Origin of the sequence: Clostridium celatum DSM 1785 (genome assembly GCF_000320405.1) — a bacterium.
GTDB lineage: Bacteria > Bacillota > Clostridia > Clostridiales > Clostridiaceae > Clostridium > Clostridium celatum.
The window spans coordinates 1-26229 of sequence record NZ_KB291599.1 but is presented as its reverse complement, the minus strand read 5'-3'; the positions used below and the strand labels follow the sequence as shown (position 1 = coordinate 26229).

Genomic DNA, 26229 nt, shown 5'->3' with positions numbered 1-26229 from the left:
AATAAAATAATTATTTTCCTCCTACTCGATTTGTTCTAAAAAATTATTTAAAAGGCAAGAATTATGTTATATCTTTTAAAATTAAGTTATATTATAGAATTTTGACTTATATAAAATAGTTTTGTAAAATGAATATTAGCGAAAATAGGGCATAATAATTAAAAAGAATGGAAAATGGCAAAGATTAGCCATTTCTAGTTATCCATTGGTTAACGGAGGATTTTAATGAAAGAATTTGATACAATATGCGCAATAGCAACTGCTTTAGGAGAAGGTGGTATTGCAATTATAAGAATATCAGGAGATAAAGCATTAGATATAGTTTCAAAAATATTTAAACCTAAGAGTAATGATGATATTAAGAATATGAAATCTTACACAATGAAGTACGGACATATCTATGATGTAGAAACTAATGAACTTATTGATGAAGTTATAATTAGTTTTATGAAAGGACCAAGAAGTTTTACAGCAGAAGATGTAATAGAAATTAATTGCCATGGTGGAGTAGTTTCAACTAATAAGGTTTTAGAAACTGTAATTAAGGCTGGAGCTAGACTTGCAGAGCCTGGAGAATTTACAAAGAGAGCCTTTTTAAATGGAAGAATAGACTTATCACAAGCTGAAGCAGTTATGGATATAATAAAAGCTAAAACAGATTTAGCAATGAAATCTGCATTAATGCAAAGTACAGGACACTTATCTAAAGAGATTAATAAATTAAGAGAATATATGTTAAATGTATTAGCTTTAGTTGAATTTGCCGTAGATTTTACAGAAGATGATGAGGAAGTAGATCCAAGTATACCTTTAAGAGTTGGAGAAAGCTTAGAAAAAGCCATAAATGAAATGAAAGTACTTTTAAAAGGTGCAGACGAAGGAAAGCTTATTAGAGAAGGATTAAGCTTAGCTATAGTTGGTAAGCCTAATGTAGGTAAATCATCATTATTAAATGCTTTATTAAGAGAAAAGAGAGCAATAGTAACAGATATAGCAGGAACTACAAGAGATATAATTGAAGAGTACATAAATTTAGATGGTATTCCAGTTAAGATAATTGATACAGCAGGAATTAGAGAAACAGAAGATGTTGTTGAGAAAATTGGAGTAGAAAGATCAAAAGAAAAGATTGAAGAAGCTGACTTAGTATTATTAGTTCTTGATTCATCAAGAGAATTAGATGATGAAGATAGGGAGATTATTGATGCTGTTGGCGATAAAAAGTGCGTAGTAATATTAAATAAAATAGATTTAGAATCTAAAATAGATGAAAATATAATAAGTAATTTTGAAAATATAATTAAAATTTCTGCTAAAGAAGAGATTGGATTAGGAGATTTAAAAAATACAATAAAAGAACTATTCTTTAGTGGGAAAATTGATGCTGAAAGTTTAATAATATCTAATTCAAGACATAAGCAAGCGTTATTTAGAGCATTAGAAAATGCAGAGAATGCTTTAAGTAGAGTAAGAATGAATGAATATTTAGATTTAATATCTATTTTTGTTACTTCATCTTTAAGAGCTTTAAATGAGATTACAGGTGATGAATTAGAAGAGGATTTAGTAAATAAAATATTTGGAGATTTCTGTGTAGGAAAGTAGGAGTAGAAAATGAGATATAATGCAGGAGAATATGACGTAATTGTGGTTGGTGCAGGTCATGCCGGATGTGAAGCAGGGCTTGCATCAGCTAGAATGGGATTAAAGACATTAGTATGCACATTAAATCTTGATGCTATAGGTTTAATGCCTTGTAATCCTAATATAGGTGGTACAGCAAAAGGACATCTTGTAAGAGAAGTTGATGCACTAGGTGGAGAAATGGGAGTAAATATAGATAATACATTTATCCAATCAAGAATGCTTAATACTTCTAAAGGGCCAGCTGTACATTCTTTAAGAGCAAAGCTGATAGAAAAAAATATCAAAATAGAATGAAGAGTGTTTTAGAACATCAAGAAAATCTTGAAGTTAGACAATTAGAAGTTATTGACGTTGAAGTTGAAGATGGAAAAGTTGTTGGAGTTTTAACTAAAAATGGAGCATTTTTTAAGTGTAAAGCTGTAGTTCTAACAACAGGTACATATTTAAGAGCTAGAATAATAATTGGAGATGTAACTTATAATAGTGGTCCTAATGGTTTGGCTGCTGCTAATGAGTTAACACAACATTTAATGGATCTTGGAATAGAAATGAGAAGATTCAAGACTGGAACTCCAGCAAGAATTAACAAGAGATCAGTAGATTTTTCTAAAATGATAGAACAACCTGGTGATAAAAAGATAGTTCCATTTTCATTTATGCATGACAATATAGATAGAGAACAAGTTTCTTGTTGGTTAACGTACACAAATGAAGAAACTCACAATATTATAAGAGATAACATCGATAGATCACCTATGTACAATGGGAGCATTGAAGGGGTAGGGCCAAGATATTGTCCGTCTATAGAAGATAAAGTTATGAAATTCCCTGATAAGAATAGACACCAAATCTTCGTAGAACCTGAAGGTGAAGATACATTAGAAATGTACGTTGGAGGAATGTCTTCATCATTACCAGAAGATGTTCAAGTTAAAATGTATAGAACTTTAGAAGGTCTTGAAAATGTTGAACTTTTAAGAACTGCTTATGCAATTGAGTATGATTCAATAAACCCAATGCAATTAAAACCAACATTAGAATTTAAAACTATTGAGGGATTATATGGAGCAGGTCAATTAAATGGTAGTTCAGGATATGAAGAAGCTGCGGCACAAGGTATAGTTGCTGGTATAAATGCAGCATTAAAAGTTCAAGGGAAAGATCCTATGATTTTAACTCGTTCTGATGCATATATAGGGGTTTTAATTGATGATTTAGTAACAAAAGGTACTAATGAACCATACAGAATGATGACATCTAGAGCTGAGTATAGATTATTATTAAGACAGGATAATGCGGATTTCAGATTAACTGAAATAGGTAGAAATGTTGGATTAGTAACAGATGAAAGATATAACAGATTCCTAAATAGAAAAGCTAATATAGAGAATGAAGTTGAAAGATTAAAAGAATTACAAATAACTAATAAGAGAGAAAATAATGAATTCTTAGTATCTCTTAATTCTACTGAGCTTAAAAAACCTATTAGAATGTATGAATTAATAAAGAGACCAGAATTAGACTACTTCATGTTAGCACCATTAGACCCTGAAAGACCAGAATATACAGATGATATTGGTGAACAAGTTAATATTATAGCTAAATATGAAGGATATATAACAAGCCAATTAGAACAAGTAAATCAATTTAGAAAATTTGAAAAGAAAATATTACCTGAAGAGATAGATTATAATGATGTAAAAGGATTAAGAGTTGAAGCTATTCAAAAGTTAAGTGCAATTAGACCAGTAAGTATAGGTCAGGCTTCAAGAATATCAGGAGTATCTCCAGCAGATATATCAGTATTATTAATATACTTAGAGCACCAATATAAAAAGAAAAAACAGGAGGACTAATTGATGAAGTTTTTTGACTTAATGAAAGCAGCTGCAAATGATGTTAATTTAGAATTAACAGAAACTCAAATGAACAATTTATAAAATATATGAGACTTGTTCAAGAATGGAATGAAAAAATAAATTTAACAGCAATTATAGAAGATGAAGAGTTTATAAAGAAACATTTTATAGATTGTATGAAGGCTTTTAAATCTGACGCTATAAGAAATGCTAAGACAATAATTGATGTTGGAACTGGAGCAGGTTTCCCAGGAATGCCAATAGCAATATTACATCCAAATGCACATATAACTCTTTTAGATTCTCTTAATAAAAGAATTAACTTTTTAAATATTGTTGTTAGAGAATTAGGACTAAAGAATGTTACAACAATACATTCAAGAGCAGAAGATGGTGCGAGAAAACCAGAGCTGAGAGAAAAGTTTGATATAGCTACATCAAGAGCTGTTGCAAATATGGCAGTATTATCAGAGTTTTGTATGCCTTATGTAAAAAAAGGTGGTTATTTTGTAGCATTAAAAGGGCCTTCTATAGATGAAGAGCTAGAAAATGGTTCAAATGCAATAAAAATATTAGGTGGAGAATTAAAAGAAATTATTGAAGTATCAATTGAGGAAACTGATTTAAAGCATAATATTGTTGAAGTTAAGAAAGTAAAAGAATGTCCTAAAACTTATCCTAGAAAAGCTGGAACAGTTAACAAGAAGCCTCTAAAGTAATAACATATTTAAAGTAAAAAAATATAAAACAGTTATATCACCTCTTTTATTCAAAGTTTATACAAAAAGAATAAGGGGTGATATATAAGATAAATAGGATTGTAATCTTAAATAGAAACATAGAGAAAAATAGTGTAAAATATTAACGAATAGTAAGTAAATTTATCTTATGAAAGTAGTCTACATATGGAAGGAAATAAAAAAGAAAAAGCGAATTGTTAAAATATGAAATAATATGTTGATTAACAAATTATGAGGGATGGTCAGGCAGATGAAAAAAGAGATAGTAAACATAAAAGTGGAGAATATATTTCCGAACGCTTATCAACCAAGAAAGTTTTTTAATGAGGATGCATTAAATGAATTAAGTGAGTCTATTAAACAATACGGAATAATTCAACCTATTACAGTAAGAAAAATAGGGGAAAAATATGAATTAGTTGCAGGAGAAAGAAGATGGAGAGCTGCTAGAATGGCCAAATTTGATGTAGTTCCATGTAACATAATTGAAATAACAGACACACAATCAGCAGAAATTGCATTATTAGAAAATTTACAGAGAGAAGACTTGAATTTTATTGAAGAAGCTGAGGCTTACTACAATTTAATTAATGATCATAAATTTACACAAGAAGAATTAGCAAGAAGAATGGGGAAAAAACAATCTACTATTGCTAATAAATTAAGGTTACTTAAATTAGGTAAAAAAGTAAGGGAATTATGTTTAGAAAATAATCTTACAGAAAGACATGCAAGAGCCTTATTAACATTACCTGATGAAGAGTTACAATTAAAAGTTATAAAAAAAGTAATTAAAAATGGACTTAATGTAAAAAAGACAGAAGAATTAATTAATGCAGAATTATTAAAACTAGCTGGAGAGCAAATGAAAAAGAGAAAGGGTAAAGGCGTTTTACCAGGAAAGCTTTATGTTAATACGATTAAACAAGTATTAAGTAAATTCAATATTCCAGCTGAGTATAAACTTCAAGATAAAGAAGAATGTATTGAAATTACAGTTTCTATCCCTAAAAATAAATAAAAAAAAGCACCCTAACGGGTGCTTTTTAGTTAAATTGAGACTTAAAGTTAACAAAAAAAGTGATGATATAACATTTTAGAAATTAATATGATTTCAGTTATATCATCACTTTTTCTACTTTAACTTTTAGCTAATTTATTTTGGAGACAGATTTTTAAGTTAATGTTTCCTGCTAAAAGAAGATATTAATTTTTGACGAAATTATGACAATTCTTGAAGGCGACATTGCAATCTTTTTGGCACATCTTAGCTCGCAATATAACTCAATGTTTCACGTGAAACAATTTTAGAAGAAAAATGTGTGATTTTTACTTTAATTTTAATATGTATATCTTTAATTATATATAGAAAATCTATATAATAGATGTATGGGAAGGGGGTGAAGTCCTTAAATAGGGCTTTTATGAAAAAGATATGTATTTTTAATCAAAAAGGTGGAGTTGGTAAAACTACTACTAACATTAACTTATGTGCTTATTTAGCAATGGAAGGTTATAAAGTATTAACGATTGATATTGATCCGCAAGGAAATACTACTAGTGGATTGGGATTAGACAAAAGAAGCTTAGAGGTTTCTATGTATGATGTATTAACAGCTAATACTTCTTTAAAGGATGTAATTATAAAAAGTGAATTAATTCCTAATCTTTCTATTGCACCATCAACTATGGAGTTAGCAGGTGCAGAGGTTGAAATAATAAATGTTAAAGAAAGAGAAACAATATTATTAAGACAAATAGAAGAAGTACAAGATGATTTTGATTTCATTTTTATAGATTGTCCTCCATCCTTAGGAGTTTTAACAATTAATGCTCTTACAGCTGTAGATTCTGTATTAATACCAATACAATGTGAGTTCTATGCTTTAGAAGGGGTTGGTCAATTAATTAATACAATTCAATTAGTAAAAAAATCATTAAATAAGGCACTAGAAATTGAAGGTGTACTTATGACTATGTATGATTTTAGAACTAATTTAAAGTAATGAGGTATATGAAGAAGCCAAAAAGTTCTTTAATGATAAAGTATATAAAACAACTATTGCTAGAAATATAAGATTAGCTGAAGCACCAAGCTTTGGATTACCAATTATGTTATATGATGAAAAATGTAAAGGGGCAGCAGCCTATAAGCGTTTTGCAAAAGAATTCTTAAGTATGCAATAGAAAGGTGAATAAAAATGAGTAGTAAAAAATTTGGATTAGGTAAAGGTCTAAATGCTCTTATACCAGAGGATACTATGAAAAATAGTATTATAAGTAATGAAGCTAATAAATCTAATGGAGTTGAGTTGATTAATATAAACTTAATTAAAAGTACTGACAACCAACCAAGAAAATATTTTGATGATGAAAAGATAATGGAATTAGCTGAATCTATAAAACACAATGGAATAATACAACCAATTATTTTAAAAAAGGATAATTCAGAATTTGTAATTGTAGCAGGAGAAAGAAGATGGAGAGCAGCGAAATTAGCTCATATAAAAGAAGTACCAGCTATAATAATGGATTTAACAGATAAACAGGTTTTAGAGGTATCTTTAATAGAAAATATTCAAAGAGAAGATCTTAATTCCATTGAAGAAGCTGTTGCTTATAAAAAGTTAATAGAAGAATTTAATTTAACACAAGAAGAACTAAGCAAAAGATTAGGAAAATCACGTGTCTCAATAACTAATACAATGAGACTTTTAAACTTAAGTGAAAATGTTCAACAGTATTTAATCGAAGGTGTAATATCTGAAGGACATGGAAGAGCTTTATTAAGCATAATAGATAATAAAGTTCAATATGAATTAGCACAAAAGGTAATTGATGATAAATTATCGGTTAGAGAGCTTGAATTCTTAATTAAAAAAATGAAAAGTGAAAATGGAAAAACTACTAAGAGTACTAGAAGTGAAAGTAATCCATATTACAAGGAAATTATGAATCAGTTAGAAAGTTATTTTGTGACTAAGGTAAATATAAGCAATAAAAATAATAAGGGTAAAATAGAGATTGAATATTATTCAGAGGAAGATTTGCAAAGAATACTAGAGATAATTAATTTATAATGTTTCACGTGAAACATTTGAAGGGACGAAAGATAAATGGACAAAATAATAGAGCTAATTAATCAATATTCAGCCTTTATAATAATTGGATTAGCACTTATAACTTTTTTACTTTTAATAATTACAATAATATTGTTAGCATCAGTAAGTAAGCTAAAAAAGAGATATAGAAAAATGATGAGGGGAGTTAATAATAAGAATTTAGAAGAAGTTATTAACTTAAATTTAGATAATATTGAAAAAGCAATGAATAGTTCACAAGATGCTATTAATGAGTGTAAAAAACTTTCAGAAGAAATGAAAGGTTGCGTAAATAAAGTTGCTGTAATGAGATATAAGGCATTTGAAAATGTAGGAAGTGATTTAAGTTTTTCAATTGCTATATTAGATTCATATAATGATGGTGTTATTATAACTGGAATTTATTCGAGACAAGATAGTACTACATATGCTAAACCGATAGATAAAGGAATATCAAGATATGATTTATCTGAAGAAGAATTGCATGTATTAAATCAAGCTATAAATAGTTAATAGAAAGTTATAATTAAAAAGCTGTACTAAAATAATAATATAAATATATATTATTATTTTAATTACGGCTTTTTTTGTTTATTATAAATTAATATTCTACTGAATTAAGCTTTGAACTTTTCATAACAAAATGTTCAATGCCTTGAGCAATAGAATCAGCTAAAGACATAACAACAAACAATCTAGTGTTTTGTAAAAGCATAAATTCTAAATTTCCTGATATATTAACGACACCTTTTATACTCATTTCACCAACAGTAGGAAGAGATTTGTTAACAGCTAAACCAGGACGAAGAGGCAAATCCTCAATGAATATTTTACCGATATTTTGAACATTTCCTAAGGATGCATCTATTCCAATAATAAAGGGGTTAATAAAGTTATCGTTAATTTTATCTAAGATAGACTTTAAATTTATTGAATGAATAGGTGATTCTAATGAGCCGTAAATATGGATATTTTTATGTTTAAATTTTTAAGTTTATATCCAATTAAAGGGCCAAGGGAATCTCCAGTTGCTCTATCAGTACCTATACATAAGAAGATAATAGGTCTATTATCTATCACCATAGAACTTAATTTTTTATATAAATATTCTCCAATCTCGGAATTAGCTGTAGGAGAAAATGAGTCTACAGAAAAACAGTTTTCCATTGAAATAACCTCCTTATATTGAAGATTATGGCCAATAATGGATTAACATATTCAAAAATACGTGAATTATTTATATAGAGAATTTATTTTGTTTAATGAATCTAAAGTATATCTAATTTCTTCTTCTGTATTAAAGTAACCTAAACTAAGCCTTACTGTACCTTCAGGATAAGTTCCAATGGTTTTATGTGCTAAAGGAGCACAATGTAATCCACTTCTATTACTTATATTAAAATCAGAGTCTAGAATATAAGATAATTCACTTACATCTAATTTAGAATGAGTAATTGAAATACAAGATGTACTTTTATCACTAGAGATTTCACCATGTATTGAAAAATTTCCCAAATCTAAAATTCCATTAATTAAATATGAACGCAGGTAATTATTATGTTCATAGATTGTACTCAATCCTTGGGATTTAATAAATTTAATTGCTTCATATAATCCTATTATTCCAGGAATATTTAGAGTACCAGACTCAAATTTATCAGGTAAAAAGTCAGGTTGAGATAAAGAGTGAGATAGGCTTCCAGTTCCACCTAATATTGATGGATTACATATTTTATTTAATTCATCATCAATAATAAAACCACCTACTCCTTGGGGTCCTAAAAGACTTTTGTGACCAGTAAAAGCTAAGGCATTTAAAGATAAAGCTTTAAAATCTATATCAATAACGCCGGCACTTTGAGCACTATCTAATATGAAGTATATATTATTTTTTTTACATAGTTCTCCAATTTCTTTAATTGGTTGAATTGATCCTGTAACGTTTGAAGCGTGAGTTATGACAATTAATTTTGTATTTGGTTTGATTGCCTTTTGTATATTATCAACATTAATGATTCCGTTAGAATTTGCATTAACAATATCTAATTCTATATTAAGCGTTTGCTTTAAATTATAAAGTGGTCTAATAACAGAATTATGCTCCATAGATGAAGTAATAACATGATCTCCACTTTTTAATATTCCATTAATTAATATGTTTAAAGAAGATGTTATGTTATTAGTAAATATAACATTTTCTATTTTGTCATAGTTGAAAAAACTAGCGATTTCTTCTCTTGCCATATATAAATATCTATTTGACTCTAATGCATTTGAATGATTAGCTCTACCGGGGTTACCACCTATGTTTACTAAATAATTATAAATTGAATCAGCAACAACTTTTGGTTTAGGAAAAGATGTGCTACTGTTATCTAAATATACTCTCATATAAAACTCCTTTAAATTAATCTTTAATATAAGTTTAAAAATTAAATTTTATGAAAATTAACGTACATTTTCTACTTAAATAAAATAGAAGATGTTTTATATAAATATGATAAGATAAATATAAAAAAATGCAATGTATTTTGTATTAGATATAAAATAAAAGGAAAGTATTAATATATTTATTAAAATTCAAAAACAGTTATAATATAATTAAGAATAAATTAGATGGAGGAGAACGATGAATTATTATATTATAGTATTTAAAAATACTCACGACGCAATGTCAGGAGAGAAAAAATTAAAAGAGTTAAATTATGAATTAAGAATAATGCCAACTCCAACTTTAATAACTCAAAGTTGTGTAATTTGCATAAGAATAGAATCAGAAGAGAAAATAAAAAGAATAATAGATGGTAATATTATTGAGTTTAAAAATATATATAAAAAAGAAAATACAGAATATATATTAGTTAAATAGCAAGAAGGTGAAAGCTTATAAATGGATTTTAAAGGTTATGTATTTCAGAAAATAGAGTCTGTGCTTAGCTTTGCTTGGGTAGATGAAATATTAAAGAAGCTATTATCTATTATTCTTATATCTATAATAATGTATATAGTAATAAGAATAGGTAATAAGCTTATAAAAAAATTTGTTGATAGACAAGTTGCAAGTAAGACTAATTTTTCACTAGATCCACAGAAAGCAAAAACAATAGGAGAAGTTCTAAAGAGTGTATTAAAATATACTGTATATGTTGTTGGAATAGGGGCTATGCTTTCAGATATATTTGCTAAAATTCCAGTTGCAGTAGCTAGTGCAGGTGGTTTTGCAATTGGTCTTGGAGCACAGAGCTTAGTAAAAGACATAATTAATGGTTTTTTTGTATTATTTGAAGATCAATATGGAGTAGGAGATCATGTTACAATAGGTGCTTTTTCAGGAATAGTAGAAAGTATAGGAATTAGAACAACTGTATTAAGAGATTTTACAGGCGATTTACATTTAATACCTAATGGATCAGTTTTAGAAGTTACAAATCACTCTAGAGGAGATATAAGATTTATAGTTGATATAGAAATAGCATATGAAGAAAATGTTGATGCAACTATTGAATTAATGAAAAATGTATGTAAGAAATTTGAGGAAAAGCACCAAGCAAAGCTTAGAGGAGAAGTAGAAGTGAGGTGTTTTTTCATTAAATGCATCTGGAGTAACTATTAGGGTTATAGGAAGAGCAGAACCATTAAGTCAATGGGAAATGGAAAGAGAGTTGAGAAAAGATATAAAACTTGCTTTAGATAAAGCTGGAATAGAAATTCCATATCCAAAGACTAAAATTATAAAATAATAAAGTAAAGTATTAAAATTAAGGAAAGTAGGGGGAATAAATATGATTGAAACTTTTGATTTAGGAGATATTGTTGAAATGAAAAAGCAACATCCTTGTGGAAGTAAGGAGTTTGAGGTTATTAGACTAGGTGCTGATATTAAAATTAAATGTGTTGGTTGCGGAAGAATAGTTATGATTCCACGTATTAAATTCCAAAAAGATGCAAAAAAGGTCGTTAAATCTAATTAATGAAATAAAAATACTTGAAATAGAATGAATAAAGTGATAAAATTTAAAATTGTAATCCCTGCTGCATTGATATTTTAATGCAGCCGTTAGTCCAAAGGAGGTGAAAATGATGAGAAAGTACGAAACTATATTTATATTACACCCATCATTAGACGAAGAAGCTGTTAAGGCTAATATCGAAAAATTCCAAGGTGTTATAGTAAATGGTGGAGGAAAAGTTGAAAATGTTGATTTCTGGGGTAAGAGAAAGCTTGCTTACGAAATAAACAAAGTTAATGAAGGTTACTACACTTTAGTTAACTTCGAAGCTAATCCTGAATTACCAAAAGAGTTAGACAGAGTATTCAGAATCACTGATGGTGTTATAAGACATATCATTGTTAAACAAGAAAACTAATAAGGTTGGTGTATAAATGAATAAGGTAATACTTATAGGCAGACTTACAAAAGATCCTGAGCTAAAATATACTCCAGGAAACGGAACTGCAGTAACCACCTTAACTTTAGCAGTTGATAATTATAACAGCAAATCTGGTGAGAAAAGTGCTGACTTTATCCCTGTAGTAATATGGGGTAAGCAAGCTGAAAACACTGCTCAATATATGAGTAAGGGTAGTCAAATTGCTATAAGCGGTAGAATTTCCACTAGATCATATGATGCAAAAGACGGTACTAAAAGATATGTAACAGAAGTCGTTGCTGATACCTTCAATGGTGTAAGCTTCTTATCAAGAGGTAATGGAGCTGGTAATGGCGGAAATTCATACAATGGTGGCGGAGCTGATTATTCACATTCATCAAATGATGTATTTGGTGGAATGAATTTCGATGAAGACATGACACCAGTAGATGATGGAGATATGCCATTCTAGAAAAAAAGTCTAATTATTTTATAAGGAGGGAACGTCATGAGAGAAATGAAAAGATCTGGAAAAATGAGAAGATCTAAGAGAAAAGTATGTGCTTTCTGTGTAGATAAAGCTGAATCAATAGATTACAAAGATATCAACAAATTAAGAAAATTTGTTACAGAAAGAGGTAAGATTCTTCCAAGAAGAATTTCTGGTACTTGCGCTAAGCATCAAAGACAATTAACTGATGCTATCAAGAGATCAAGAAACATAGCTTTATTACCATTCACAACTGAATAGTAATAAATTTATTAGCCCCTGAGTTTCAGGGGCTTTTATTTTTATATAGAAAAATAATTACATAAATTGTAATTACAATGCTATTTAGTTGCATAAATAATGAAAAATAATTAAAATATAAATACAAGGTATTAAAGGGGTGAAGAGGGTGAAGAAGAAAGAAGAATTAAATATTATGGCAAATATAAAAATAATTGAAGAGCTAAAGGCAAATTTACTATGTATAATAGGAGAGTTTTTTTCACTTTTAACGAAGGGAACTAATATTGCTCAAGATGCTATATTAAATTGTATATCTGGTGCCATTTTAATTTTATATGTATTAGCTCAAAAATTAGGTTATAGTTGTGCTGAAGTTGATGATGATATGAGAAAAAAATAAAAATTAGGAATAGCTGAAGAGCATGAGTATGAAAAGGAAGGTAAGAGCCTAAGTAAGCTTCAAAAACATATTCGAGAACGCTATTAATAATTAATTAGGAGGCTTTTATGAAAGAAAAGCTCGAAAGGCATAAATCTTTAATTATAACAGGTATATCTATAATAATTATTATACTATTATATTATGCTGACCAATTTTATTTAGCTAGTATTTTATTATTAACTTATATAGTATCAAGAGAGTATTTATATAATGAATATTTAGAAACCAAAATAGCAAATGATATAATTTTACGAATTAAGAATAATATAAATGACAATATTTCTAATGCGTCATTTCCTATATCTTTAATTGATGGTTATGGTAATATTTTATGGGCAAATAAAAGGTTAAAGGAAGAACTGTTTTTATTAGATTTAAAAGATGAAAATATATTAGCTATAGCAAGAAACTTAGATTTGCATAAGCTATTAAAATGTGATAGGGATTTAAGCCAAAGAGTAAAAATAAAAGATTCATTTTATAGTATATATGCTAATAAAATTAGTGAAGAAAATGAAGATGAAAAATATGTAGTATATTTTAATGAGGTAAGTAATTTAAGAGATATAAATTCTACTAAAGAAAGTATTATGCTAATTGAAGTAGATAATTTATCAGAAGCCCTAGAAGGTACAGATGAAATAAATAGACCAATGCTAGCAGCAGAGGTTGAAAAAATGATTAATTCTTATAGTAAGAAGCTAAAATCAATGAGTATTAAATATGAGTTTAATAAGTATGCTTTATCAGTACAAGATAAGTATATAAATGATGAAATTAATTCTAAATTCAATATATTAGAAAGTATATCTAAGATTGATAGAGGAAATAAATTAGAAGTAACCCTGAGTATTGGTATTGGAAGAGGGGGAAGTAGCCCAGAGGAAAACTATCATAATGCCGTTACAGCAAAAGAATTAGCTCTAGGTAGAGGTGGAGATCAAGTTGTTATTAAAAATAATGAAAAGATAACCTTTTTTGGTGGAAATACTCGTGAACTTGAAAAACGAACTAGGGTTAGAGCAAGGGTTATATCTCAAGCATTAAGAGAATTGATTTTTGAAAGTAGCAATATTTATATAATGGGTCATAAGAGTCCAGATATGGATTGCTTAGGTGCATCTATTGGAATATGGTCAGCAGTAAAACAGCTAGGTAAAAATTGCAATATTATTATGGATAATGATACAAATGCCGTTGAATATTATATGTCTAAACTACAAGAAGACTCAAAATATGATAATTTATTTATATCTAGTGAAGATGCTGAAAAAAATATAAATGAAAAAACGTTATTAATAATAGTAGATGTGCATAATAAGGGATATGTAAATAATTTATCTATAGTAGAAAAAATAAATAGAAAAATAATAATAGACCATCATAGAAGAAGTGCTGATATTATTGAAGGTACTTTATTAAATTATATTGAAGTATATTCTTCATCAACATCTGAAATGGTAACAGAATTGATCCAATATATGTTACAAAAACCTAGAATCAATAAGCTAGAGGCAGAAGGTCTTTTAGCAGGTATATTTATGGATACGAAAGGTTTCCAATTTAAAGCCGGTGTTAGAACTTTTGATGCAGCAGCATTTTTAAGATCCTTAGGTGCAGATACTGTAGCCGTTAAAAAAATGTTTACTGATAGTTTAGAAGATTATCTAGTTATAGCAGAAATTATAAGAAGTGCAGAAGTATATGATAACTTAGCAATAGCAATATCACCTCCTACTAATAAAAATACTGTGATAGTAGCTAGGGCAGCAGATGAGTTATTAGGTATTTCGGGAATAGATGTATGTTTTGTTTTATGTGAGATAAATAATGCTATAATAATAAGTGGTAGATCATCAGGAGATGTTAATGTTCAAGTTATATTAGAAGAGCTTGGTGGAGGAGGTCATATGAATATGGCTGGAGCTAAATTAAATGTTAATATCGATGATGCAGTAAGTTTATTAAAAGAGGCAATAAATAAACATTATAAGATAAAGGATAAAAAATAAAATATTAAAGGATAGGTGTAAAGCAATGAAGGTAATTTTATTACAAGACGTTAAGAAGATGGGGAAAAAAGGTGATGTTATAGAAGCATCAGATGGATATGCAAGAAACTATTTATTTCCTAGAAAATTAGCTGAAGAAGCAACAGCAAATGCATTACATGTTGTTAACGCTAAGAAAGAAAATGAAAGAAAGAAAAAGCTTGCAGAATTAGAAGCAGCTCAAAAATTAGCAGCTGAATTAAAGGGAAAAGAAGTTAGTATAGAAGCGAAAGCTGGAGAAAGTGGAAGATTATTTGGAGCAATAACTAACAAAGATATAGCAGAAGTAATTAATAGCAAATTCAACTTATCAATAGATAAAAAGAAAATAGTTATGGATACTATAAAAGTGGCTGGTGGATATGAAATAGAAGTTAAATTATATCCAGAAGTATCAACAAAGATGAAGGTTATTATTGTTCCTAAACAATAAGGAGGATTAACATTGAATTTAATTAAAGAAGGAATCAACTTAGAAGAATTAGTAAAAAGTGATTTACCTTTAGAAGTAAAAGTTAACGTATTATTTGATGTTCTTAAGAATGTTCTTGATGAAGGTGCTATAAGAGCTAGAACTGTAAGATTTAAATTACAAAAGTATGTTAACTCAACAGAGGTAAATGATAGAATTTATGCATTAAATGTTATAGCATCAGATGGGAACGGGGCTAAGGTGGTTCCAAATGATGATACAGCCACTGAGGTTTTAGAGGATGTTATTTATTGGATATCTGAAAATATAGCTAAAAAATATGTTCAAAATAAAATAGAATCTGAAGTAGAAAAAGCTTTAGTTGAAAGACAAGATAAGTTTATGGATGAACTTAGATTATCTATCATAAAAAAGCAAAAAGGAACTGAAAATACTAAGACAGCAGCAAAGTTAGAAAGGCTTGAAAAGTTAGATTCAAAGCGTATAAATAAAAATGTAATGACTCTTTTAAGACCTGAGAACTTTGATGAAATAGTAGGGCAAGAAAGAGCTGTAAAATCATTAATTTCAAAAATGTCATCACCATATCCACAACATATAATACTTTACGGGCCACCAGGGGTTGGTAAAACTTCAGCTGCTAGACTGGCATTAGAAGCAGCAAAGAAGCTTAAATTTACACCTTTTGATGAAGACTCAAAGTTTGTTGAAGTAGATGGTACAACACTTAGATGGGATCCAAGAGAAATTACAAATCCTTTATTAGGTTCAGTACATGATCCTATATATCAAGGAAGTAAAAGAGATTTAGCTGAAATCGGAGTTCCTGAGCCAAAGACTGGATTAGTTACAGAGGCTCATGGTGGAGTATTATTCATTGATGAGATTGGTGAATTAGATGAAATACTTCAAAATAAATTATTAAAGGTTTTAGAAGATAAGAGGGTTGAATTCTCATCATCTTACTACGATCCAGATGATGAAAATATACCTGCATATATAAAATATTTATTTGATAACGGAGCACCAGCTGATTTTGTATTAATTGGTGCAACAACTAAAGACCCGAGTCAAATAAATCCAGCATTAAGATCAAGATGTACAGAAGTATATTTTGAACCATTATCTTCAAAAGATATAGAAGGTATAGTTAATAATGCTTCTGAGAAGTTAAACGTAACTTTAGAGGATGGAGTTGCACATTTAATAAGTCAATATACTATAGAAGGTAGAAAGGCTGTAAATATTTTATCAGATGCTTATGGTTATTCATTATATAGCTTAGAAAATGAAGAAAGTCATAATATGATATCTGTTAAAGATGTTGAAGAAGTAATTTCAATTGGTAGATACTCACCTTTTGAAAGAATAGATAATTTAGATAAATATGAAGTTGGTCATGTATACGGATTAGGTGTAAGTGGTTTCTTAGGATCTACTATAGAAATTGAAGCAGCAGCATTTCCTGCTAAGAAAAAAGGAAATGGAACTATAAAATTTAATGATACAGCTGGTTCTATGGCAAAAGATTCTGTATTTAATGCTGCATCTGTAATAAGAAAAATAACAGATAAAGATATTAAAGATTATGATGTTCATGTAAATGTAATTGGAGGAGGTCAAATTGATGGACCTTCAGCAGGAGCAGCTATTACAGTTTGTATAATTAGTGCTCTTACTAATAAGCCAATACGTCAAGATGTTGCAATAACAGGGGAAATTTCTTTAAGAGGTAAGGTAAAACCAGTAGGCGGTATATTTGAAAAAATATATGGAGCTAGAAGAAAAGGAATTAAACTTGTAGCTGTACCAAAGGATAACGAAAAAGAAGTTCCTCTTGGACTTGAAGATATTGAAGTAAAATCAATAAGTCATATAGAGGAACTTATGGAGATAGTATTTGAGAAGTAATGTAGATTAAGCTTCCTTTTATAGGAAGCTTAATTTTATTATGTGAAAAAGGATATTTATTATACAAAGTAATATTAATTTCTTATTATTTTGTTATAATAACTTTATGATAAAAAATACGTTAAAATAAAAAACTTTGGAGGGAGGGTTACTTATGGAAGCACCTATGATGAGAAGTTTACCACAAAGTATTGAAGCTGAGCAGTCAGTTATAGGGGCAATGATAATAGATAAGAGTGCCATTGCTCAGGTTTTAGAAAAATTGCAAGAAGAAGATTTTTATAGAGATGGTCATAAAGCTATATATAAGGCAATAAGAGAAATGTATTCAAAAGATATGGCTGTAGATTTAGTAACTTTGTTGGAATATTTAAAAACTACAGATACGCTTGATAAAGCTGGTGGTGTTACTTATATATCGGAGTTAAGTGCATCAGTACCAACTACAGCGAACTTAAGCTCATATATAAGAATAGTTGAAGAGAAATCTACTCTAAGAAAATTAATAAAATCGTCAACAGCAATTATTGAAGAAAGTTATAATTCTGGTGGAGATGTAGAGAAAGTAATTGATTTAGCTCAAAAAAAGATTTTTGATATAGCAGAAAAGAAAGATTCTAAGGAATATGAACCACTTTCTAATGTTCTTGAAAGAGGGTTTCAAGAAATAGAAAGATTATTTAATAATAAAGGTGAAATAACTGGAGTAGGGTCTGGAATAAAAGATTTAGATGCTAAAACATCAGGATTCCAAAAAGGAGATATGGTTCTTATTGCAGCAAGACCTTCAATGGGAAAAACTACGTTCTCTTTAAATATTGCAGAAAATGCAGCATTAAAGGAAGGAAAAAGTGTAGTTATATTCTCTCTGGAAATGTCAAAAGAGCAATTAGCTTATAAGTTATTATGCTCTCAAGCAAATGTTGATATGTTAAAGCTTAGAACAGGTAATTTAGAGGATGATGATTGGGATAGAATAGCAAGAGCAACAGGACCATTAGCAAAAGCTAAAATTTATATTGATGATACTGCTGGTATAAGTGTTATGGATATGAGATCTAAGTGCAGAAAGATAAAAATGGAGCACGGTATAGATATGATACTTATAGATTACTTACAGCTTATGTCTGGGAGTGCAGGTAGTGATAATAGACAACAAGAAGTATCAGAGATATCAAGATCTATTAAGGCATTAGCAAAGGAAATGGAATGTCCAGTAATAGCATTATCACAGTTATCTAGAGCTCCTGAACAAAGAGCAGACCATAGACCTATGCTATCTGACCTTAGAGAATCAGGTTCAATAGAACAGGATGCCGATGTTGTTATGTTCTTATATAGAGATGAGTATTATAACAAGGAAACAGAAGAAAAAGGTATTGGTGAGTGTATTATAGCTAAGCAAAGAAACGGCCCAGTTGGGACTGTAAAAATGGCTTGGGTTGGAGCTCACTCTAAGTTTGCTGATTTAGATTTAGTTCATAAAGAATAAATAAGAATACTCTAAAGTTTTAATAAATTAGGAACTTTAGGGTATTTTTTATAAATAAAAATTGTGGATAACTTTAAAATAATATTTTTTAAATATAGTTTTATTTTCTGTGGAAAACTTTTAAAAAGTATAGCTGTGGATAAGTTTTTATTTTTAAGTTAGGAATATGTTGTAGAAGTAAATATATTTAACTATAAAGATTATTAGTATATGTTAATAATAAGAAAGGTGGAAATATAAATGAAAAAAAGAATTGGATTTATTGGTTGTGGAAATATGGGTAAGGCTATGCTTGGCGCTATGGTTAAGTCTAATGAGATTGCACTAGGAGATTTAATTGTATCAACAAAGAGTAAAGCATCAGCTGAAAAAATTAGTGATGATTTTGAAGTTAAAACAACTACTGATAATAAAGAAGTTGTTAGAAATTCAGATATATTATTTTTAGCTGTAAAGCCTTATTTCTTTAAGGAGGTCATTGAAGAAATAAAGGATTTAGTTACAGAAAATACAATAATAATATCAATAGCAGCAGGAATTACTATAGCACAAATTGAAGAATGGTTTGGTAAGAATATTAAAGTGGTAAGAACTATGCCAAATACACCTGCATTAGTAGGGGAAGGTATGTCTGCTATTTGTCCTAATAAAAATATAACTGAAGAGGAATTACAATATGTAGGAAGATTATATGATTTATTTGGTAAATATGAAGTTTTAGAAGAAAAAGATTTTCATGCATTTATTGCACTTTGTGGTTCATCACCGGCTTATGTATTTATGTTTATAGAAGCAATGGCAGATGCAGGAGTTAAGCTTGGACTACCTAGAGTTAAAGCATATAAATTAGCAGAGCAAGCTATATTAGGATCAGCAAAGCTTGCATTTGAAACAGGAAAGCACCCTGGTGTACTAAAAGATGAGGTTTGTTCACCAGGAGGAACTACTATAGAAGCTGTAATAGATCTTGAAAAGAATGGTTTTAGAAATACAGTTATGAGTGCAGTAGAAAAGTGTGCAGATAAATCAAAGAATATGTAGTGCATTTATGAAAGTAATAAGGATATAAAAAATAGAACCTTGCTGTAGGTTCTATTTTTTATAGAATTAAATAGTTGAAACACCACTTTTAATTGCAGCTCCTTTAACTGCTTCTGCAACTTTCTTTTGAACTTCTAAGTTAAATGCTTTTGGAATAATATAATTTGGATTTAATTCTTCTTTTGAAACAGAATTTGCAATTGCATGAGCTGCGGCTATTTTCATTTCCTCATTAATTTCAGTAGCTCTAACGTCTAAAGCACCTCTAAATATTCCAGGGAAGGCTAAAACGTTATTTATTTGGTTAGGGAAATCAGAACGCCCAGTACCAATAACTTTAGCTCCAGCTTCTTTTGCATCATCAGGGAATATTTCTGGTGTTGGATTAGCCATAGCAAATAAGATTGCATCAGAATTCATAGATTTAACCATTTCTTTAGAAACTATATTAGGTGCAGAAACTCCTATAAATACATCAGCATTTTTAATAACGTCTTTTAATATTCCTGATTCATTATTTGGATTTGTTATATTAGCAAGTTCTTCAAAATATTTATTTGAATATTCAATATCTCTATTTAAAGCACCATCTCTATCACAAACAACTATGTTTTTTGCACCATATGATAATAAAAGTTTAGTTATTGCAGTACCAGCGGAACCAGCACCATTAACAACTATTTTTAAATCTTCTATGTTCTTATTAACTATTTTAAGTGCATTTATTAAACCAGATAAAACTATAATAGCAGTTCCATGTTGGTCATCATGGAATACAGGAATATTTAATCTTTCTTTTAATTTTTTTTCTATTTCAAAGCATCTAGGTGCAGATATATCTTCTAAATTTATTCCACCTAAAGTAGGAGCAATTCTAACTACAGTTTCAACAATTTCATCAACATCTTTAGTATCAAGAACTATAGGAAAAGCATCTACATCAGCAAATTCCTTAAATAATACAGATTTTCCTTCCATAACAGGTAATGAAGCTAAGGGACCAATGTCTCCAAGACCTAAAACAGCAGTACCGTCAGAAATAACAGCAACAGTATTCCATTTTCTTGTGTACATATATGCTGCAGATGGATCTTTGTGTATTGCTCTGCAAGGTTCAGCAACACCAGGTGTATAGGCAAGAGATAAGTCTTGTGAATTTTCCACCTTAACTCTAGATTTTATTTCAAGTTTACCTTTATATTTTTCGTGAAAAATTAGTGATTCCTCATATATACTCATAAAAAACATCCTTTCAAATAACTTATAAGTATATTATACGAATTATATAAAATAAAATCAAAAAAATATTCGAATTTAATCTTGAAAAAGATTTGTTGTTTTGATAGTATGAGATGTAGAGAAATTTTAATAAAATATAAATTTAATATATATAAAGTCTTAGAGGAGGCGTATAAAATGTCAGCATTTATTGTTTTAGGGGCACAGTGGGGCGATGAAGGTAAAGGTAAAATGACAGATTACTTAGCAGAAGAAGCTGAAGTAGTTGTAAGATTCCAAGGTGGAAATAATGCAGGTCATACTGTAGAGGTTGGAGATAAACAATATAAGCTTCACTTAATACCATCAGGTATATTACATGATGAAAAACTTAATGTAATAGGAAATGGTGTAGTTGTTGATCCGATAGCTCTTTTTTCTGAAATAGAATATTTAGAAAGAGAAGGAGTTAAAGTAACTCCAGAAAAGCTAATAGTAAGTGATAGAGCTCATGTTATAATGCCATACCATAAGATTTTAGATAAGTTAAAAGAACAAGCTAGAGGGAAAAATGATATAGGAACTACAGGTAAGGGAATAGGGCCTTGTTATACTGATAAGTTTGAAAGATGTGGTATAAGAGTTTGTGATCTTATCAATAAAGAGGTATTTAAAGAAAAATTAATTTCTAATATAGAACTAAAAAATGATTATATAACTAAAATACTTGGTGGAGAAGCCTTAAACTTTGATGAAATATATGAAGAATACTCAAAGTATGCAGAAAAGTTAAAACCATTTGTTAAGGATACTTCAGTAAGGGTTTATGAAGATATAAAGAAGGATAAGACTGTTTTATTTGAAGGAGCTCAAGGAATGCTTCTTGATATAGATTATGGAACTTATCCATATGTAACATCATCTAATACTACTGCAGGGGGAGTTGCTAGTGGTGTTGGTATAGGACCAAATATGATTACTAATGCTGTAGGTATAGCTAAGGCTTATACAACAAGAGTAGGAAAAGGACCATTCCCAACAGAGCTTGAAGATGAAACTGGAGAATGGATTAGAGAAAAAGGACATGAATACGGAGTAACTACAGGTAGATCAAGAAGATGTGGTTGGCTTGATATAGTTATCTTAAAGACTTCTGTAAGAGTTAGTGGATTAACTTCATTAGCAGTTACAAAGATAGATACATTAGCTGGATTAGATAAGGTAATGATGTGTGTTGGGTATAAATTTAATGATGAAGTAATAGATTATTTCCCAGCAAGTTTAGAAGATTTAGCTAAATGTGAGCCTATATATGAAGAGTTTGATGGTTGGGATGAAAGTGTAGCAGATGCTAGAAGCTATGAAGAATTACATCCAAATGCAAGAAAATACTTAGAAAGAATTGAAGAATTAACAGACACAAGAATTTCTATAGTATCAGTAGGACCAAGAAGAGACCAAACAATGAGAGTTAAACCTCTATAATTAAAATTAATATAATAATATATCTGTTTAAAAATAAGAGTTTATATATTTAATATTAAGCTCTTATTTTTATATGAAAATATGGTTATATATTTTAAGTATATTAATGATTTTAAGAATATTATTTAAATTTGTGAACAAACTACTAATAAATATAAAGATAGTAGGAGTGTTAGTTATGATAGATAAATATACAAGTTTAAATGATGCAATATATCAAGATCCTAGAGTTGCAGATATATTAATGAGTTATGGAGTACCATGTTATGGGAATACAGAAAATCAATTATCGAGCTTAGAGGATGTAGGGATAAGATATGGAATAGATATAAATTCTGTAATTAGTAAAATTAATAGCACTACAAGTAGTTTATATTGAAATATATTTCTAAATATATATAATTTATTTAGAAATATATTTCAATAGTTTTTAATAGGAGATTAATATAATATGATTACTAAGGATATGACAATAGGAGAAGTAATAAAGGCAAATTCTAATAAGGCTGATATTTTAATGAGCTTTGGTATGGGATGTGTAGGATGTCCATCAGCTCAAGCAGAAACTATAGAAGAAGCAGCATATGTTCATGGAATAAATTTAGATGAATTATTAGAAGCATTAAATAAATAGTAAAAGGATCCATAAAATTTGGGTCCTTTTATTTTTAATATGATTTTAATATATGATAAAATATAAGTTAAATATAAGTTATTTTACTTTTAGAGAGGTGAGGTTTTATGGGAATTATAACAGAAAAAGAGTATGAAGTTCATTATTATGAGGCTAATTATAAATTAGATTGTAAAATATCATCTATAATTAATTACTTTTGTGATATTGGTGGTAAACAATCAGAAGAATTAGGTGTTGGAATTAATTATTTAACAGAAAAAAGATTAGCATGGGTATTTTATAAATATGATATAAAGGTAAATAGATATCCTAAATATGGAGAGAAAATAAAAGTTATAACAATGGCAAAGAGTTTTAAGAAGTTTTATGCATCAAGGGGATACGAAATATATGATGAAAATAATGAGAAGATAGTAGAGGGTGAAGGGATATTTCTTTTAATAAATATCGATAAAAGAAGAGCTGTAAGGATTCCAGAAGAGCAATATATAGCATATGGTGTTGAGTTAGAAAATTGTGAGGATATTAAACCAACAAAATTAGAAAAATTAACAGAAGAAATGCATCATGCTAATTTTAAAGTAAGATATGGTGACATAGACTCTAATATGCATGTAAATAATGTTAGATATGTTGAATGGGCTATAGAGTCGCTACCGCTAGATATTGTATTAAATTATGAGATGAAAGAAATTAGCGTAATATTTGAAAAAGAATGTAAATATGGAGCAGAAATAACAGCAGCTTGTCAAATTATTGAACAAGAAGAGAAATTAACTATTCTTCATAAAATTTCAGATCAAGAAGGTAAAGAGTTAACAATATTAACTAGTAGATGGGAAAAATTAAAATAAAAAACTAAGTTGCTACGCAACTTAGTTTTTTTCTGCAATTGATTTTGCAGCTGTATAGCCTGAACTCCATGCCCATTGAAGATTAAATCCACCGCAATCACCATGAACATCTAATATTTCACCGGTAAAGTATAGATTTTCAACAAGTTTTGATTCTAAAGTTTCTGAATTTACATCTTTAGTATCAACGCCACCGATTGTAACTTGTGCTTGGTTAAAATCATTAGTACCAGTACATGTGAATTTCCAAGACTTTAAGGTATTAATTAATTGTTTCTTTTCCTTCCAGGTTAATTCATAACAAGGCAATTGAAGATTTGTTATACCACATTCCTTTAATAATATAGGAATTATTTTTTTATTAACAACACCAATTAAAGCATTAATAATTGGTCTATGACCAAAGAGTGCAAAATGACACTCTATAAAGTTTTCAAGTTCCTCATAAGTATAGCTTGGAAGTAAATCAACGATTACCTCTGTCTTTTTGTTATTATAAGTGCCTTGAGATGCTAATGCTGAAATTTGAAGTATTGGAGGACCAGAAATTCCGTAGTCAGTAAATAAAATTTCACCAAAATCTTTTTTTACTTCTTTATCGTCAACCAAAAGGGTAGCGTAACCATCAAATTTTACACCAGACAAAGCTTTTAGTTGCGGATAATCTAATTTTAATTGAACTATTCCAGGTAATAATGAAGTTATCTTATGACCAAAACTTTTTGCTAAAGAATGACCACTGCCGTCAGAACCTGTTTTTGGAGCAGTTTTTCCTCCGCAAGCTAAAATTATTTTATTGGCTGTGAATAACTTATAATCTTCATTGGTTGTGGATAACTTAAAGATTTTATCCTTGTGGATAGTTTTTATTTTACAAGCTGTGTATAAAGGTACATTTCTATCTTCTATTGCTATTTTTAAAATATCAACAACAGAAGAGGCTTGTAATGATTGGGGATACAGCTTACCTGTTGGCATAGCTGTAATAGGTAGACCAAGAGTCATAAAAAGGTCTAGAGTATCTTTAAGTGATAATGTTTCTAGCGCTGAAAATTTAAAATTAGAATTAGAGCTATGATAATTAATAAATGGTGGTTTAATGCAGTTATTTGAGATATTACATCTACCATTACCTGTAGTTAAAATCTTTTTACCAATTCTATCAGTACTTTCAACAATTGCAACGTCTATTCCAAAATCCTTAGCAGTAATTGCAGCCATTAATCCAGATGCACCACCACCAACGATTATTAAATCATGATGTATCAAAATAAACACCCCTTTTTTATAAGTTAAGAATTAAAATTTAAAAATTATAAATGATATAAATATAATTTATAATAAAATATTAAATTCATAATTAAATAAATTTAATATGCCACTAATAAATTATTTAAATTCTAACATAATAAAATAATTCTAACATAGTAATATAACTAATTAAACTAAGGAATACTATTGTAGAGGTGATTATTTAATGATAGCTAAAGTTATTAATTCTAACTTAGAGGATTATGGAAAGGAGTTTAAAGTTAGAAGATTAAATTATGAGCAAGCGGTAGTTAACTATCCTGGTAATAAGGGAATAAAGGTATTTTCTAAAAGTGATATAGAATTTATTACAGAGGGAGAAGTTGATGAATTTCTAATAAAGTATGATGATTTTTTAAAGATAAAATTAAATAGGGGAATTTCAGTTGCACTATATAAAGTTATTTTAGAAACAGTAGAAGAACAATTTAATAATAAATTTGAATGCTTAAATTTATTAAGAGATAAATACATAGTAAATAAAAGAGGAATATGGGAAAAAGAAATTTTATGTGTTATAAATAATAATATTCCTATAAAGATTGTAGCATCAGGACAAAATTTTAAAAAAAGTGGATTTAATATAAGTATTAATGAAATAGATAAAGAAGAATTTTTTGAAATATGTTCTTTTGAAATAAAAAAAATAAATAAAGAAATTAAAGAAAAGGAAGAAATATTAGCTAGATATGGCCTAGCAATAGAAAAAATTAAAAACCCTAAAAACCCAGTAAAAATGCTGCTTTAGGCGTTATTTAAAATAAGTTGTAAAAAAAAATAAAAAAAAGTTTTAAAAAAGTGTTGACACATTATTTAATTTTCGGTATTATAGGTAATGTGCTCGGGAGAGCGCAACGAAATGAATGAAACTTAGGCCCCTTGGTCAAGCGGTCAAGACACCAC

The 26229-nt window shown here is 28.8% G+C and carries 22 protein-coding genes and 6 pseudogenes; 24 read left to right on the top strand and 4 right to left on the bottom strand.

Translation table 11 applies throughout. The annotated features are described in order from the left end of the window. Positions 1–225: 225 nt before the first annotated feature. From mnmE to HMPREF0216_RS00570, 7 genes and pseudogenes are all read left to right on the top strand, one after another. On the top strand, positions 226–1605 hold the full coding sequence (mnmE, locus tag HMPREF0216_RS00600) for a tRNA uridine-5-carboxymethylaminomethyl(34) synthesis GTPase MnmE (RefSeq protein ID WP_005209872.1): 1380 nt from the start codon (positions 226–228) through the stop codon (positions 1603–1605). A 9-nt stretch (positions 1606–1614) separates the two neighbouring features. Next, positions 1615–3503, top strand: a pseudogene (gene mnmG, locus HMPREF0216_RS00595) (tRNA uridine-5-carboxymethylaminomethyl(34) synthesis enzyme MnmG). Between the two features lie 3 nt (positions 3504–3506). Continuing rightward, a pseudogene (gene rsmG / locus HMPREF0216_RS00590) lies at positions 3507–4225 on the top strand (16S rRNA (guanine(527)-N(7))-methyltransferase RsmG). Between the two features lie 271 nt (positions 4226–4496). Continuing rightward, positions 4497–5267, top strand: a complete 771-nt coding sequence (gene noc, locus HMPREF0216_RS00585; protein ID WP_040418378.1) for a nucleoid occlusion protein — start codon at positions 4497–4499, stop codon at positions 5265–5267. Positions 5268–5670: 403 nt separating this feature from the next. Further along, a pseudogene (locus tag HMPREF0216_RS00580) lies at positions 5671–6433 on the top strand (ParA family protein). A 14-nt stretch (positions 6434–6447) separates the two neighbouring features. After that, a complete protein-coding gene (locus HMPREF0216_RS00575) occupies positions 6448–7326 on the top strand; it encodes a ParB/RepB/Spo0J family partition protein (RefSeq protein ID WP_005209852.1) in 879 nt (292 codons plus the stop codon). Positions 7327–7362: 36 nt separating this feature from the next. Further along, entirely contained in the window at positions 7363–7860 is a 498-nt protein-coding gene (locus HMPREF0216_RS00570; protein WP_005209851.1) for a DUF4446 family protein, read from the top strand. Between the two features lie 88 nt (positions 7861–7948). On the opposite strand, the pseudogene yyaC reads toward HMPREF0216_RS00570, so the two are convergent. Then, positions 7949–8514: pseudogene (gene yyaC, locus HMPREF0216_RS00565) on the bottom strand (spore protease YyaC). A gap of 66 nt (positions 8515–8580) precedes the next feature. Beyond that, on the bottom strand, positions 8581–9738 hold the full coding sequence (locus tag HMPREF0216_RS00560; RefSeq protein WP_005209847.1) for an aminotransferase class V-fold PLP-dependent enzyme: 1158 nt from the start codon (positions 9736–9738) through the stop codon (positions 8581–8583). A 238-nt stretch (positions 9739–9976) separates the two neighbouring features. On the opposite strand from HMPREF0216_RS00560, the gene HMPREF0216_RS00555 reads away from it, so the two are divergent. The 12 genes and pseudogenes from HMPREF0216_RS00555 to proC all read left to right on the top strand — a co-directional run bounded on the left by HMPREF0216_RS00555 (position 9977) and on the right by proC (position 19821). Then, a complete protein-coding gene (locus tag HMPREF0216_RS00555; protein WP_005209841.1) occupies positions 9977–10216 on the top strand; it encodes a putative Se/S carrier protein in 240 nt (79 codons plus the stop codon). Between the two features lie 21 nt (positions 10217–10237). Further along, positions 10238–11087 (top strand): annotated as a pseudogene (locus tag HMPREF0216_RS00550) (mechanosensitive ion channel family protein). Positions 11088–11129: 42 nt separating this feature from the next. Continuing rightward, positions 11130–11318: a DUF951 domain-containing protein gene (locus HMPREF0216_RS00545; RefSeq protein WP_005209837.1), complete on the top strand. Its 189-nt coding sequence runs from the start codon at positions 11130–11132 to the stop codon at positions 11316–11318. Positions 11319–11427: 109 nt separating this feature from the next. After that, on the top strand, positions 11428–11715 hold the full coding sequence (gene rpsF / locus HMPREF0216_RS00540) for a 30S ribosomal protein S6 (protein ID WP_040418375.1): 288 nt from the start codon (positions 11428–11430) through the stop codon (positions 11713–11715). A 16-nt stretch (positions 11716–11731) separates the two neighbouring features. Further along, positions 11732–12190, top strand: coding sequence for a single-stranded DNA-binding protein (locus HMPREF0216_RS00535; protein ID WP_005209835.1), 459 nt, complete (start codon positions 11732–11734; stop codon positions 12188–12190). Positions 12191–12226: 36 nt separating this feature from the next. Further along, the gene (rpsR, locus tag HMPREF0216_RS00530) at positions 12227–12469 is read left to right on the top strand and encodes a 30S ribosomal protein S18 (RefSeq protein ID WP_005209834.1); all 243 of its coding nucleotides are present in this window, start codon (positions 12227–12229) and stop codon (positions 12467–12469) included. A 175-nt stretch (positions 12470–12644) separates the two neighbouring features. Further along, a pseudogene (locus tag HMPREF0216_RS00525) lies at positions 12645–12938 on the top strand (MazG-like family protein). Positions 12939–12958: 20 nt separating this feature from the next. Further along, positions 12959–14905, top strand: coding sequence for a DHH family phosphoesterase (locus tag HMPREF0216_RS00520; RefSeq protein ID WP_005209831.1), 1947 nt, complete (start codon positions 12959–12961; stop codon positions 14903–14905). Positions 14906–14930: 25 nt separating this feature from the next. Next, positions 14931–15377, top strand: coding sequence for a 50S ribosomal protein L9 (rplI, locus tag HMPREF0216_RS00515; protein WP_005209828.1), 447 nt, complete (start codon positions 14931–14933; stop codon positions 15375–15377). A 12-nt stretch (positions 15378–15389) separates the two neighbouring features. Continuing rightward, the gene (gene lonC, locus HMPREF0216_RS00510; RefSeq protein WP_005209827.1) at positions 15390–17288 is read left to right on the top strand and encodes a Lon family ATP-dependent protease; all 1899 of its coding nucleotides are present in this window, start codon (positions 15390–15392) and stop codon (positions 17286–17288) included. A gap of 154 nt (positions 17289–17442) precedes the next feature. Continuing rightward, positions 17443–18780 carry a replicative DNA helicase gene (locus tag HMPREF0216_RS00505; protein ID WP_005209826.1) on the top strand — a complete coding sequence of 446 codons (1338 nt, stop codon included), beginning with the start codon at positions 17443–17445 and terminating at the stop codon, positions 18778–18780. A 240-nt stretch (positions 18781–19020) separates the two neighbouring features. Beyond that, entirely contained in the window at positions 19021–19821 is an 801-nt protein-coding gene (proC, locus tag HMPREF0216_RS00500; RefSeq protein WP_005209824.1) for a pyrroline-5-carboxylate reductase, read from the top strand. A gap of 66 nt (positions 19822–19887) precedes the next feature. Here proC and HMPREF0216_RS00495 read toward each other — a convergent pair whose 3' ends face one another. Continuing rightward, on the bottom strand, positions 19888–21060 hold the full coding sequence (locus HMPREF0216_RS00495) for an NAD(P)-dependent malic enzyme (protein WP_040418372.1): 1173 nt from the start codon (positions 21058–21060) through the stop codon (positions 19888–19890). A 177-nt stretch (positions 21061–21237) separates the two neighbouring features. On the opposite strand from HMPREF0216_RS00495, the gene HMPREF0216_RS00490 reads away from it, so the two are divergent. The 4 genes from HMPREF0216_RS00490 to HMPREF0216_RS00475 all read left to right on the top strand — a co-directional run bounded on the left by HMPREF0216_RS00490 (position 21238) and on the right by HMPREF0216_RS00475 (position 24015). Further along, positions 21238–22524: an adenylosuccinate synthase gene (locus HMPREF0216_RS00490; protein ID WP_040418370.1), complete on the top strand. Its 1287-nt coding sequence runs from the start codon at positions 21238–21240 to the stop codon at positions 22522–22524. Between the two features lie 178 nt (positions 22525–22702). Next, on the top strand, positions 22703–22903 hold the full coding sequence (locus HMPREF0216_RS00485; protein ID WP_040418368.1) for a hypothetical protein: 201 nt from the start codon (positions 22703–22705) through the stop codon (positions 22901–22903). Between the two features lie 72 nt (positions 22904–22975). Further along, on the top strand, positions 22976–23158 hold the full coding sequence (locus tag HMPREF0216_RS00480) for a DUF1858 domain-containing protein (RefSeq protein ID WP_005209816.1): 183 nt from the start codon (positions 22976–22978) through the stop codon (positions 23156–23158). 107 nt (positions 23159–23265) lie between these two features. Beyond that, on the top strand, positions 23266–24015 hold the full coding sequence (locus tag HMPREF0216_RS00475) for an acyl-[acyl-carrier-protein] thioesterase (RefSeq protein WP_005209815.1): 750 nt from the start codon (positions 23266–23268) through the stop codon (positions 24013–24015). A 21-nt stretch (positions 24016–24036) separates the two neighbouring features. On the opposite strand, the gene HMPREF0216_RS00470 is transcribed toward HMPREF0216_RS00475, so the two are convergent. Then, the gene (locus HMPREF0216_RS00470) at positions 24037–25284 is read right to left on the bottom strand and encodes a BaiN/RdsA family NAD(P)/FAD-dependent oxidoreductase (protein WP_040418366.1); all 1248 of its coding nucleotides are present in this window, start codon (positions 25282–25284) and stop codon (positions 24037–24039) included. Positions 25285–25492: 208 nt separating this feature from the next. Here HMPREF0216_RS00470 and HMPREF0216_RS00465 point away from each other — a divergent pair, with 208 nt between their 5' ends. After that, positions 25493–26074 (top strand): hypothetical protein, encoded by a 582-nt coding sequence (locus HMPREF0216_RS00465; RefSeq protein ID WP_005209811.1) that lies wholly within the window; start codon positions 25493–25495, stop codon positions 26072–26074. The last annotated feature ends 155 nt before the right edge of the window (positions 26075–26229 follow it).